The organism is Beijerinckia sp. 28-YEA-48, from assembly GCF_900104955.1.
In the GTDB taxonomy this organism is placed as follows: domain Bacteria; phylum Pseudomonadota; class Alphaproteobacteria; order Rhizobiales; family Beijerinckiaceae; genus Terripilifer.
The window spans coordinates 3,973,663-3,985,988 of the sequence record NZ_FNSI01000001.1; the positions used below are offsets into that span (position 1 = coordinate 3,973,663).

Genomic DNA, 12,326 nt, shown 5'->3' on the forward strand with positions numbered 1-12,326 from the left:
AGATTATGATGACCACCGACCAACACACCGTAAAAGCCTATGACGAGGAGCTGCACTTCATCGGCAGCCGCCTCGCCGAAATGGGCGGGATCGCGGAGAAAATGCTTTATGACGCGATCGACGCGCTCTCGCGCCTCGATGCGGACCTGGCTCGCCGCACCATCGAACGCGACCCGAAGCTCGACGCCTTGCAGCGCGAGATCGAGGAGAAAGCCGTTCTCACTATCGCGCGGCGCCAGCCCATGGCTGTCGATCTGCGCGAACTCGTCGCCGCCATCCATATCGCTAGCGATCTGGAGCGTGTCGGCGATCTCTGCAAGAACATCGCCAAGCGGACAGCGAAGATTTCCGGCGATATGCGCGTGCCGCGCACGCTGGTCGGCCTCAAGCATATGGCCGATATCGCCGCCATCCAGCTGAAGAACGTTCTCGATGCCTATGCGCAAAAGAACGTGGCGCAGGCCGATGAAGTGTGGCGCCGCGATGCCGATGTCGATGCGCTGGAAGACTCCGTCTTCCGCGATCTTCTCACCTTCATGATGGAAGATCCGCGCAACATTTCGTTCTGCACCCATCTGCTGTTCTGTTCGAAGAACATCGAACGGATCGGCGATCACGCGACGAATATCGCAGAGACCGTGCATTACCTCGTCACCGGCGAACCGCTGCCGGTGGAGCGGCCCAAGGGTGGATCATCGGGCCTTGAACCTCAAGCAGCGGCAGCAAAGTAGAGGCTGATCCATGCAGACTTTCACGAATGAATCGAAACCCGTGTCAGTGAGTGACAGGCGTCCACGCAACGAGGCGACGGCCCCGCGCATCCTCATCGTTGAGGATGAGCCAGCCATCGCGCTGCTGCTTGCCTACAATCTGGAGGCGGCTGGATTCACCGTGGAGCGGATTGAACGGGGCGACGAGGCGGAAATCCGCCTCGCCGAAGAAGTGCCCGACCTTCTGATCCTCGACTGGATGCTTCCGGGGGTCTCGGGCCTCGAAATCTGCCGCAGGCTGCGGGCGCGCGAGATCACCAAGGGCCTACCGGTGATCATGCTCACCGCCCGTGGCGAGGAGCAGGAACGGATACGCGGCCTTTCGGTCGGCGCCGACGACTATGTGGTCAAGCCGTTCTCGGTGCCCGAGCTGATGGCGCGGGTGCATGCCTTGTTGCGTCGCTCGCGGCCGGAACGCATCGCCACCAAGCTGCAGCGCGGACCGATCGAGCTCGATCGCGAAACACGGCGCGTCCATCGCAACGGCCGCGAATTGCATCTGGGTCCGACCGAATTCCGGCTGCTTGAACATCTGATGGAAAAGCCCGGCCGCGTCTTCTCGCGCGCGCAATTGCTCGATGCCGTCTGGGGCCTGTCGATCGACATCGACGAGCGCACGGTCGACGTGCATATCGGCCGCCTGCGCAAGGCGATCAGCCGCGGGCGCGAGCGCGATCCGCTGCGCACCGTGCGCGGCGCCGGTTATTCCTTCGACGAAACCTTCGAGCGGGAATAGTCGGCCAGCACATTCGAAAAGAAAAAGGCGTGTGATTGAATCACACGCCTTTAAATTTTTCAGGCCGTCAGTTTCTCAGGAAGGCCGCATCAACATCTGCGGGTTCTTGGAACGATCGCGACGGCGATCCTGCGCCGGCTGATAGGCCATGCGCGAATGATAGGGGCAATAGGTCGCGCCGGGATCGGACTTGCCGCCGCAATAGCGGAATTCCGACGTCGCCGGATCGCCCAGCGGCCAGCGACACATGGACTCCTTGAGCTCCATGATCGTCACGCGCTCGGACATCGGCAGCACGACTTCCTCAATCGTCTTCAGCACCGGCGCTTCATAAGCGCGCGGGGCGAAGGCCAATGCGGTATTACCACGCACCATTCCACCACCCATCGAACTCGATCTCTGAACCGCCGCAGGCCGATGGACACGCGGCTGCGAAACGCGCGGGCGCGCCACCGTCGTGGACGGCGCTTTGACGCGACCGGACAATCCCAGCCGATGCACTTTGCCGATCACGGCATTACGCGTGATGCCGTTGCCGATCTCGGCGGCAATCTGACTTGCGCTATGACCATCCGACCAAAGTTTACGGAGCGTCTCAACGCGCTCATCGGTCCAGGACATTCTCTTCTCCTAAATCCGTTGCCGTGAATCCGTCTGGTTCGCCCCCCGGTTGAGCCGGTGAGCGATTGACGCATGTCACGCTTGCTGAAAGGTCCGCCGCACGAAATGTCGTAGTAGACAGCCCGGAATCTACACTAGCCGTAGAATCGCGCGCAAGAGTCCGGCTTCAATGTTCATGTGGGTGAAATCCGTTTTCCCCAAGCCCTTCGAGGTTTTCGAGCATCCCCGCGCCAGCGGCGGCGGCATCAACTCCATGCAAACATTGGATTTGCCGACGCGGGATAGAAAGCGCTGGGGCACGCGGACAAGCGCATACTTATCCACTGCCTTCACGCTCGGCGGGACCCTAAACCGCAACTGTGGCGGGTTTTTGTATGGGGTTACCGCCTCAAACGGCGTCAACGCCGGTCTGGAAATCCTCGATGATGTCTTCGATGTCTTCGAGGCCGATGGACAGGCGCAGCATGCCTTCACCGATCCCCATCGCCTCACGATCAGCTTGCGGCAGACGCTGATGCGTGGTCGTTGCCGGGTGCGTCACGATGCTCTTGGCGTCGCCAAGATTGTTGGAGATCTTGATGATGGAAAAGGCATTGGCCATGCGGAAGGCCGCTTCCTTGCCGCCCTTCACGTCCACCACCACCACGGTGCCGCCACCCGACATCTGGCGCATGGCCAGTTCGTGCTGCGGATGGTCCTTGCGCGAGGGGTAAAGCACGTAATTGATGGCGCTCTGCTCGGCGAGGAAGTCGGCGACGCGCTCGGCGTTGCGCATCTGCTGGGTAACGCGCAGCGGCAGGGTTTCGAGCGATTTCAGCATCACCCAGGCGTTGAACGGCGACATGGCCGGGCCGGTCTGACGCAGGAAATTGTGAATGTGCGCCTGGATGAAGGCTTCCGAGGCGAGAATGCAACCGCCGAGCACCCGGCCCTGGCCATCGACATGCTTGGTGGCTGAATAGACAACGCAATCGGCGCCAAGTTGCAGCGGGCTCTGCAGAATGGGTGTGGCGAACACATTGTCGACGACGAGCGTGGCACCGGCATCATGGGCGATCTTGGCCACGGCGGTGATGTCGATGACCTCGAGCTGCGGGTTGGTCGGGCTCTCGAGGAAGAAGGTCTTGGTGTTGGGGCGGACAGCGGCGCGCCATTGCGCGAGATCGGTGCCGTCCACCAAGGTACAGGCGACGCCGAAACGCGGCATCAGATCCTCGACGACGTAGCGGCAGGAGCCAAACAGCGCCTTGGCGGCGACGATATGGTCGCCCGCCTTCAGCTGACCGACGATGGCGGCTGTGACGGCCGCCATGCCCGTGGCGGTGGCGCGGGCTGATTCAGCGCCTTCCAGCAGGGCCATACGCTGCTCGAACATGGCGACGGTCGGATTGGAGAAGCGCGAATACATGAAACCGGGCTCGTCGCCCTTGAAGCGCCGTTCGGCACTTTCCATGCTCTCGTAGGCATAGCCCTGGGTCAGGAACATGGCTTCGGACATTTCGCCGAACTGCGAGCGCAGGGTGCCACCATGAACCAGGCGGGTGGCGGGGCGCAGATCGCGCAGCGACTTGTTCTTGCTCATCTTCTTTTCTCCACGCCCAGAGCGGACCGCCGCCCAAAACAAAACCCGGCCCATTCGAGCCGGGCGCACAGAATTTGGAGTGCGGACACGACCCCTTAGCCCCTTATTTTACGTGGCGGCAAGCCGGTCGGCCCAAATGACCACGATACTTGTGGTCTAGCGCAGTGGCCGACTTGGCGTCAACCGAGCCATCGGCTAGGCCAAGGGCATGAGCCAGAACCGCGGCATTTTGCCAGCCCACGAGATCGAGGCCCTGCATGGCGCGGGTGCCATCCGCACCGCCGCCCCTTTCGCGGCCGGACAGGTGCAACCAGCGAGCCTGGATTTACGGCTTGGCAGCCGGGCCTGGCGCATGCGCGCCAGCTTCCTGCCGGGGCCGGAGCGGCCGGTCAGCGAGCGGATCGCCACGCTCGCCCTGCATGAAATCGACCTGACCCAAGGCGCGGTGCTGGAGACGGGCTGCGTCTATATCGCCGAGCTGATGGAAGGCTTGGCGCTGCCGGCCGATATCGCCGCTTCCGCCAATCCGAAGAGCTCTACCGGCCGGATCGACGTGTTCACCCGCGTCATCGCTGATCGGGCCCATGAATTCGACCAGATCGAACCGGGCTACAGCGGCAAGCTCTATGCCGAGATTTCGCCGCGCACCTTCCCCGTGCTGGTGCGCAGCGGCTCACGCCTGTCGCAGATCCGCTTCCGGCGCGGCCAGGCGCGGCTCGACGACCAGGGCCATCTGGAGCTGCACCGGCGCGAAAAACTGGTGACCTCGGCCGAACCGTCGATCTCGGGCGGCGTCGCCGTGTCGGTTGATCTGGCGGGCTTTGACGGCTCCACGCTCATCGGCTACCGCGCCAAACGGCACACCGGGCTGATCGATGTCGACAAGCCGGCCGCCCATACCATGCTCGACTTCTGGGAGCCCATTCACCGGCACGGCCGCGCCGATCTGGTGCTCGACCCCGGCGAATTCTACATTCTGGCCTCCAAGGAAGCGGTGCGCGTACCGCCCGACCACGCCGCCGAGATGACGCCCTTCGATCCGTTGGTCGGCGAATTCCGCGTGCACTATGCAGGCTTCTTCGATCCGGGCTTTGGCGCCGCGGAAGCTGGTGGCGAAGGGGCACGCGCCGTGCTCGAAGTGCGCTCGCACGACGTGCCGTTCATTCTCGAAGACGGCCAGATCGTCGGACGGTTGGTCTATGAAAAGATGACCGAAACACCGCGCACGCTCTATGGCGCCGACCTGAAATCAAACTATCAGGCGCAAGGCCTCAAGCTGTCGAAACACTTCAAGGCGTAGCGCTTTTGTTCTGACGCATTTTCTTCACGCGAACCGGCACCACTTCGCTTGAAAATGCTATCGGCTCTGGCTCAACCGTCGGTCGAGCCACAACATCACGTAACCGCCGATGACAAAACCCAATGCCATCAGCACGGCGTTGATCGTGGTCTGCGTCCAGCCGATCGCGCCGACATCCATGAACGGATAGGGATAGCGGCCATCGAAGGCGGCGCGCGTGATGGCGTAGACGAAATAGGCCAGCGGCAGCAGGCTCCACAGCCAGGGATCGACGCGCCGCAATTCGCCCTTGGGCGCGAAGACCAGCCAGAACGCGGGCACCAGGATCGGCGTGACGTGGTGCAGCAACAGATCCGCGAGCTTCGCGCCACCGCTCAATTCAACGAGGCCGCGCAGCAGCAGCATGTAGACGACACCGACGAACAGGATCGCCAGGGTGATGCAACCAAGTAGGCTCGCGGCCATCCGTTCCAGCAAGCGCAGGGCGACACCGGTGAAGAAAATCGCCACGAGCAGATTGGCGATGACGGTGAAAAAGCGCAGCATCACCCAGATCGCCAGGGGCACCGAGCCGCTCAACTCGCTCGATGCTTGAAGCTGCACGGCCAAGCCGACCCAGGCGATGAGCGCGATAACGACAGCAGCGAGACGCGCGGATTTGGATATCGTCTGCATTGACCCTCCGCCTGTCGATTCAAAGCCCTGCCTGCTCCACGCTATCGTACTGGCCAAAAACGGAAAATTCAAAACAGTTTCAACTGCTCATACGGCGACCGGCGCCCCTGGCCGGACACTCATGATCGGCATAACTTGGGGGCCTTCCATTCAGGCTGGAAGATCAAATGTGAAAGCCCATCCCATGACATTACGACTGAGTGTTTTCATCCGCTGCACCGCTTTCGCGATGGTGGTGTTTGCCGGAACGGGTGCGATGGCGGCGGACCCGCCTCAGAATACGATGCGGGTCACACTGCTCGGAACCGGCACGCCCGTTCCCTCGCCGGAGCGCTTCGGCAATAGCACGCTCGTCGAAGCGGGTGGCCAGAAGCTGGTGTTCGATTTCGGCCGCGGCGTCACGATCCGCCTGGCGCAGTTGCGCATTCCCTTCGGCACGATCAATGCGCATTTCCTGACGCATTTTCATTCCGACCATCTCAACGGCCTGCCCGATCTCTGGCTGACCGGCTGGCTGCGACCGCCTTACGGCAATCGCAACACACCGATGGCGATCTATGGCCCGCCCGGCCTGACAAAGCTCACCAAGGGCCTGACCGACGCCTTTGTGCGCGATATCGAAATCCGCAAGGCCGACGAGCATGATCCGGAAGCTGGCATCGCCTTCGACGTGCATGAAGGCGCGCCCGGCGTGATGTACGATCAAGGGGGCGTCAAGGTGACGGCGTTCAACAATGATCACGGTCCTCTCGTGGTGCCGTCCTATGGCTATAAGATTGAATACCAGGGCCATAGCGTGGTTCTGTCCGGCGACACCCGCTACAATGCGGAAGTCGTCCGTCAAGCAACGGGCGCCGATCTGCTCGTCCATTGCGTGACCGTCATCCCCGACGAATTGCTGAAACAATTTCCGGCCTATCAGGCCGTCCTTCAACATCTCGCTTCGCCGGAAGACGCCGCCCGTGTCTTCGCCGAGGCGCACCCGAAGCTAGCCGTCTATAGCCACATCGGCCTGAACGGCAATGCCAAGGAAGAAGACCTCGTCGCGCGCACGCGCAAGATTTACGACGGGCCTCTGGTTGTTGGACAGGATTTGATGTCGATCGAGGTTGGCGCGCAAACCAAGGTCGGCCCGCGCTAGCGCGCAAAGCGCCACTCAACATAATTCTCGCTGACCGCCGTCATGCGGCCAGCGACATTGGCGGCCAGATCAATCACCAAGCTCTGGATTATGCGGGCGGAAACCGCCCTGCACCATATGGCCGAAATGGCCGACCGGTTCTTCCCACATCAGGTTGCGTTCATAGGCGCGTCCGACCATGTCCTGCACGACATATTGGATCGCCAGTTCGGTGCCATCGTTGATATGTTCGTGCATGGCCCAGGCAGGACAGACGAAGGTGTCGCCGCGCTCCCATGCGATACGCTCGCCTTCGACGACCGAATATCCTGAGCCCTGCATGATGTGATAAATGGCGTAGGAGTTGTGCCGGTGCGGCAGAATATGCTCGCCCGGCTTGAACGCCTGAATGCCCAGAAAAATCCCCGGCAGCGCGCCAGGATTGTCCTTCGGCGTATCGCCATTCACCAAGGACAGAAAGCGCCGGTCGGCGCGCTTCAGCGGATCGGCGATAAGTGCGTCGATCTTCGGCTGCATCGCCTTGAAGCGCCAGATCGACGGGCGAATATTCTTGGGCAGGATGTGCGGATAATATTCATCGTCGGTCATCATCAGCGCTTCGGCGAGCGCTGATGGCTTGCCCTCAACTTCGGTTTGCTCGTGCGGCTGAACATTTTTTGGATCGATACGTTCGGGTGCGTTCATGACGGGAGCCCTCCTCGCTCGCTGTCTTTCAAGCCTTGGTCTCCAAGCTGGTTTTCCAAGCTCTTGCACCGACGATTTTGTCAATTTACTATTTAGCAAGCAATTTTTTTATACTGCAACAAATTCAAATGGCCCGAAACAGCAAAAAGCCCTCTGCGACAAAGACAAACCCAATCGCCGGCACGTCCGGCGGCGGCCGTTCTTTGCATCCTGCGCAATCCGGGCGCCGGGCTAGCGCCGGCATTCAGTCGCTTGATCAGGGGCTCGATGTCATGCGCATCCTTGCGCACGGCGGCTCGATCAAGCTCAAGGATGTAGCGGCCCGCGCCGGCATGTCGGCGTCCAAGGCGCATCGCTATCTCGCCAGCCTGACGCGGGCCGGCTGGGCAGTCCAATCGGACACGGCCTATCGACTGGGGCCAGAAGCCATCGCCATGGCCGCCGCCTGCCTCGCCGGTGTGTCGGTGATGAAACTGGCGATGCCGATATTGGAAGATCTATGCCGGCGCAGTGGCCGCTCGGCCGGGCTTGCGGTGTGGGGCAGCCACGGGCCGACCATCGTGGCGCTTGAGGAGACGGCCGATCCGGTGTCGATGAACATCCGGCCCGGCACGGTGGCGCCGGTGCTTTCCTCCGCCTCCGGCCTTGTCTTCGCCGCCTATGCGCCGGCGGGACTGACGGACGATGCCATCGCAACCGAGCTGCAAGAGCGGCCGCTGCGGCATGGCTTTCGCAGCCAGGCGGCGCTGACCCGGGCTTTGGCTGATATCCGCGCCCAGGGCTTTGTCTCGATCCACTCCGGCTGGGTGGCGGGCATCGACGCCGTGGCTGTGCCGGTGTTCGACCATCGCGGCCGGCTTGAAGCGGCGCTGCTGACCATCGGGCGCGATCGCCGCGCGCCCGGCATGAAAGCCGAAGTGACGCATCTGAAGCCAGCAATCGACATTCTGCGCCAGAGCGGCGAACAGCTCTCGCACAAACTCGGCTATCAGAGCGCCGCTCTGTTTAGCTAAGGCGCGCCCCGCGCTATTTCGCTGACGCGCGCCGCTCTTCGACGATCGCCCGCGCCGCAGCGAATGCACCATCGATATCGAGATCGCTGGTGTCGAGCAGCGTGGCATCGGCGGCCATGCGCAGCGGCGCGGCCGAGCGATGGGAATCGCGCTCGTCGCGGCGGCGAATGTCGGCCAGCACGTCTTCATAGGTAATCTTCTCGCCGCGTCCGCGCAGTTCGAGCGCGCGGCGCTGTGCCCGCACTTCCGGACTAGCGGTGACGAAAATCTTCACATCGGCCTGCGGGCAGACCACCGTGCCGATATCGCGCCCGTCGAGCACCGCCCCGCCGGGCCGCGTCGCGAAACGCTTTTGCAGATCGATCAATTCAGCCCGCACCTCCGGCATGGCGGCGACCACCGAGGCCGCTTCGCCCATCTGGGCGCCACGCAGCCGCTCCTCGTCGAAATCGGTCAGCGCCAGGCCACGCGCGGCGGCCACGGCGCGCTGGACATCGTCGAGCCGGTCGTCCCAATCCAGCACGATGCGCGCCGTCGCCCGATAAATCAGGCCGGTGTCGAGATGCGGCAGGCCGAAGTGGCTGGCCAGTCGCCGCGCAATGGTGCCCTTCCCGGACGCAGCCGGGCCATCGATTGCAATGATCATGTCGGCTTTCTGCGAAGGACTTGCTTTCCGGTCAAGCAGAGGGCGTGCCAGATCACAGGAACAGCAAAACGGGCCGCGCGCATCTGTATACAAAAATACAAAGATTAGGCGGAAGCACTGCCTTCCTACGGCTGGATCGCCACGATCTCACGAAATTCACCCCCAAAATAACCGCCTACTGCCAAGTTTATCGATTCTGTTGCCATTCTAAAACACATCCTGTATACATAACGCATTCAGGGAGGTTTCGATGACGAAAGCGCCGGCTTTTCCGCTCAACGCCTGGTACGTGGCGGCTTGGGACTACGAGATCAAAAACGAGCTGCTCGCCCGCACGGTCTGCAACAAGAAGATCGTCTTTTTCCGTAAATCCGACCGTTCGATCGCCGCACTGGAAGACGCCTGCTGGCATCGCCTGCTGCCGCTCTCCATGGGCGAACTGAAGAACGACGAAGTCACCTGCCGCTATCACGGCCTGCGCTACAACAGCACCGGCCGCTGCACGCACATGCCCTCGCAAGAATCCCTCAACCCTTCCGCGCAGGTGCGCTCTTACCCGATCGTCGAACGCCATCGCTTCGTCTGGGTGTGGCCGGGCGATCCCGCCCTCGCCGATCCCGCTCTGGTCCCCGACCTGCACTGGAACCAGGATCCGGACTGGGCTGGCGACGGCAAGACCATTTTCGCCAAATGCGACTACCGTCTGGTGGTCGACAATCTGATGGACCTGACCCACGAAACCTTCGTGCACGCTTCGAGCATCGGCAATGACGCCGTGGCGGAATCGCCTTTCGTCACCACCCATGGCGATCGTTTCGCCACGGTGACGCGCTGGATGAAGGATATCGACGCGCCGCCGTTCTGGCGTGGCCAGCTCGGCAAGCCGGGCAATGTGGACCGTTGGCAGATCATTCGTTTCGAAGCGCCCTGCACGGTGGCCATCGACGTCGGTGTGGCACCGACGGGAACCGGGGCGCCGGAAGGCGATCGCTCGCAGGGTGTCAACAATTTCATTCTCAACACGATCACGCCCGAAACCGACGGCACCTGCATGTATTTCTGGGCCAACGCCCGCAACTACCGCCGCGACGACCAGACCCTGACGACGCAGTTGCGCGAAGGCGTCTCCTCGATCTTCCGCGAAGACGAGATCGTGCTGGAGCGTCAGCAACAAGCCATGGACGAACATCCCGACCGGATTTTCTATAACCTCAATATCGATGCCGGTTCGATGTGGGCCCGTCGCCTGATCGACCAGATGATTGCCAAAGAACACCGCCCCAAAAACCTGCAAGCGGCGGAATAGGAGAACCCCATGTCGCTTGCCGAACCCAGCGAACGCGCCGGTGAACGAAGCCAGTCGCAAACGGTCACCGCGCTTTTGTCGTTGCGCGAACTGATCGTCTCGGGCGCGCTAAAATCCGGCGAGCGCATTTCCGAACTGGCCATGGTCGATCGCATCGGCGTCTCCCGGACGCCCTTGCGCACGGCGCTCGTGAAGCTCGAACAGGAAGGGCTGATCGAGGAAATTCCCTCGGGCGGCTATGCGGTGAAAGCGTTCAGCGAAGCCGACGTGTTCGACGCCATCGAAATTCGCGGCACGCTGGAAGGCCTGTCCGCGCGCTACGCCGCCGAACGCGGCGTCACGGCCATGCGGCTTGGTGAATTGCGCGAGTGCGTCGCCGAAATCGATGCGGTGATCACCGCCGGCGGTCTGAACGAAGATGATTTCGAAGCCTATCTGCGCGCCAACGAGCGCTTCCACGCTTTGTTGGTGGAACTTTCCGGCAGCCCGACGTTGCGGCGCGAACTCGAACGGGTGAGCAGCCTGCCCTTCGCCTCGGCCAGCGCCTTTGTCAAAGCGGAAGCCGCCCTGCCGGAATCGCGCGGTATCCTGCCGATCGCCAATGAGCACCATCGCGCCGTTGTCGATGCCATCGAAAACCGCGAAGGCGCCCGCGCCGAAGCGATCATGCGTGAGCACGCCCGGCTGTCCTATCGCAATCTGATGCTGGCGCTGCGCAACCAAAAGGTTCTCGATCTCGTGCCCGGCGCGGCCTTGATCCGTCGCCGTGGCTGACACCGCCTTCGACTTGATCTGATCGTCTTTTTTGAGCGCTAACCGGTTCGGTTGCGTTTCAAGTACTCCAGGAGGGGAGCATGCGTTTTTCTGTCCACTATGTACCGGCACGCATCGTCGCCGCCCGCGATATCTCGCCGACCGTGCGGCTGATCGAGATCGCACCCGATGGCGGCACCAAGGGTTGGACGCCAGGCTCTCATATCAATCTGTCGCTGCCGATCGGGGACAGCGGCGAGACACGTTCCTATTCGCTGATCGGCGAGCCGCATCCGCAGGTCTATCGCATCGCCGTGAAGCGTGACGATCAGGGCCGTGGCGGCTCGCGCTACATGCACGGCTGCGACGTCGGCGCCCGCCTCAACGTCAGCGAACCGCATAATAATTTCGACCTGTCGTGGCAGGGCACCCATTACGTGCTGGTTGCCGGCGGTATCGGCGTGACGCCGGTTCACAGCATGGCCTTGGCGCTCGCCAAACGCGGCGCCAAAGTCACCGTGCTGCAGGCGGCGCGCACGCGCGCTGAGCTCGCCTTCGCCGATGAATTGTCGGCGGCGCTTGGCGACAACATTCGCTTCTTCGTCTCCGACGAGGGCAACCGCATCGACGCAGCTGCTGAAGTCGCGGCGCTGCCGACTGACGCGGAAATCTATCTCTGCGGCCCGCTGTCGCTGGTCGATGCCTTTCGCAAGGCCTGGCGCGCCGAAGGGCGACCGATGGCGCGGCTGCGCAGCGAAACCTTCGGCTCCTCCGGCTCTTTCGCCGCCGAACCGTTCAAGGTGTTCGTCCCGGCGCTCGGCCTCGAGGTTGATGTGCCGGCCGACCGCTCCATGGCCGACGCGCTGGAAGAAGCCGGCGTTGCCGTGATCACCGACTGCAAGCGCGGCGAATGCGGCCTGTGCGCTGTCGATATCGTCTCCTGCAACGGCGAAATCGATCATCGCGACGTGTTCCTGTCGGACCAGGAACGGCAAGAGAATGTCCGCATCTGTGCCTGCGTTTCGCGCGTCGCGGGCGGCGCCATCACCATCGATACGGGCTACCGCACCGATGCCCAGCAGGGTGTCGGCTTCTAAGC

The 12,326-nt window shown here is 62.4% G+C and carries 13 protein-coding genes and 1 riboswitch; of the genes, 8 read left to right on the plus strand and 5 right to left on the minus strand.

What is annotated here, in order from left to right; genetic code table 11:
* Window positions 1-8 precede the first annotated feature (8 nt).
* Complete coding sequence (gene phoU / locus BLW50_RS18540) at window positions 9-731, plus strand: phosphate signaling complex protein PhoU (RefSeq protein WP_090709341.1); 723 nt, start codon at window positions 9-11, stop codon at window positions 729-731.
* Window positions 732-777: 46 nt separating this feature from the next.
* Complete coding sequence (phoB, locus tag BLW50_RS18545; RefSeq protein ID WP_244544312.1) at window positions 778-1,506, plus strand: phosphate regulon transcriptional regulator PhoB; 729 nt, start codon at window positions 778-780, stop codon at window positions 1,504-1,506.
* A 75-nt stretch (window positions 1,507-1,581) separates the two neighbouring features.
* Here the strand turns inward: phoB and BLW50_RS18550 are convergent, their stop codons facing one another.
* Both BLW50_RS18550 and BLW50_RS18560 read right to left on the minus strand, forming a co-directional pair.
* The gene (locus BLW50_RS18550; RefSeq protein ID WP_090705220.1) at window positions 1,582-2,127 is read right to left on the minus strand and encodes a GcrA family cell cycle regulator; all 546 of its coding nucleotides are present in this window, start codon (window positions 2,125-2,127) and stop codon (window positions 1,582-1,584) included.
* Between the two features lie 388 nt (window positions 2,128-2,515).
* Window positions 2,516-3,709: an O-succinylhomoserine sulfhydrylase gene (locus tag BLW50_RS18560; protein WP_090709343.1), complete on the minus strand. Its 1,194-nt coding sequence runs from the start codon at window positions 3,707-3,709 to the stop codon at window positions 2,516-2,518.
* A 75-nt stretch (window positions 3,710-3,784) separates the two neighbouring features.
* Window positions 3,785-3,863, minus strand: a riboswitch (SAM riboswitch).
* A gap of 54 nt (window positions 3,864-3,917) precedes the next feature.
* On the opposite strand from BLW50_RS18560, the gene BLW50_RS18565 reads away from it, so the two are divergent.
* Window positions 3,918-5,009 (plus strand): 2'-deoxycytidine 5'-triphosphate deaminase, encoded by a 1,092-nt coding sequence (locus BLW50_RS18565; protein ID WP_090705224.1) that lies wholly within the window; start codon window positions 3,918-3,920, stop codon window positions 5,007-5,009.
* Between the two features lie 57 nt (window positions 5,010-5,066).
* Here BLW50_RS18565 and BLW50_RS18570 read toward each other — a convergent pair whose 3' ends face one another.
* Window positions 5,067-5,684 carry a Pr6Pr family membrane protein gene (locus tag BLW50_RS18570; RefSeq protein ID WP_090705226.1) on the minus strand — a complete coding sequence of 206 codons (618 nt, stop codon included), beginning with the start codon at window positions 5,682-5,684 and terminating at the stop codon, window positions 5,067-5,069.
* Window positions 5,685-5,868: 184 nt separating this feature from the next.
* Between BLW50_RS18570 and BLW50_RS18575 the strand changes: the two genes are divergently transcribed.
* Window positions 5,869-6,825: an MBL fold metallo-hydrolase gene (locus BLW50_RS18575; protein ID WP_090705228.1), complete on the plus strand. Its 957-nt coding sequence runs from the start codon at window positions 5,869-5,871 to the stop codon at window positions 6,823-6,825.
* 69 nt (window positions 6,826-6,894) lie between these two features.
* Here the strand turns inward: BLW50_RS18575 and BLW50_RS18580 are convergent, their stop codons facing one another.
* Complete coding sequence (locus BLW50_RS18580) at window positions 6,895-7,509, minus strand: cupin domain-containing protein (RefSeq protein WP_090705230.1); 615 nt, start codon at window positions 7,507-7,509, stop codon at window positions 6,895-6,897.
* Between the two features lie 128 nt (window positions 7,510-7,637).
* Here BLW50_RS18580 and BLW50_RS18585 point away from each other — a divergent pair, with 128 nt between their 5' ends.
* Window positions 7,638-8,522 carry an IclR family transcriptional regulator gene (locus BLW50_RS18585; RefSeq protein WP_090705232.1) on the plus strand — a complete coding sequence of 295 codons (885 nt, stop codon included), beginning with the start codon at window positions 7,638-7,640 and terminating at the stop codon, window positions 8,520-8,522.
* 13 nt (window positions 8,523-8,535) lie between these two features.
* On the opposite strand, the gene cmk is transcribed toward BLW50_RS18585, so the two are convergent.
* Window positions 8,536-9,168, minus strand: coding sequence for a (d)CMP kinase (gene cmk / locus BLW50_RS18590; protein WP_090705234.1), 633 nt, complete (start codon window positions 9,166-9,168; stop codon window positions 8,536-8,538).
* Window positions 9,169-9,418: 250 nt separating this feature from the next.
* Here cmk and BLW50_RS18595 point away from each other — a divergent pair, with 250 nt between their 5' ends.
* The 3 genes from BLW50_RS18595 to BLW50_RS18605 all read left to right on the plus strand — a co-directional run bounded on the left by BLW50_RS18595 (window position 9,419) and on the right by BLW50_RS18605 (window position 12,324).
* Entirely contained in the window at window positions 9,419-10,474 is a 1,056-nt protein-coding gene (locus BLW50_RS18595) for an aromatic ring-hydroxylating dioxygenase subunit alpha (RefSeq protein ID WP_090705236.1), read from the plus strand.
* A 9-nt stretch (window positions 10,475-10,483) separates the two neighbouring features.
* Window positions 10,484-11,248 carry a GntR family transcriptional regulator gene (locus BLW50_RS18600; RefSeq protein ID WP_090705239.1) on the plus strand — a complete coding sequence of 255 codons (765 nt, stop codon included), beginning with the start codon at window positions 10,484-10,486 and terminating at the stop codon, window positions 11,246-11,248.
* An 80-nt stretch (window positions 11,249-11,328) separates the two neighbouring features.
* Window positions 11,329-12,324 carry a PDR/VanB family oxidoreductase gene (locus BLW50_RS18605; protein ID WP_090705242.1) on the plus strand — a complete coding sequence of 332 codons (996 nt, stop codon included), beginning with the start codon at window positions 11,329-11,331 and terminating at the stop codon, window positions 12,322-12,324.
* The last annotated feature ends 2 nt before the right edge of the window (window positions 12,325-12,326 follow it).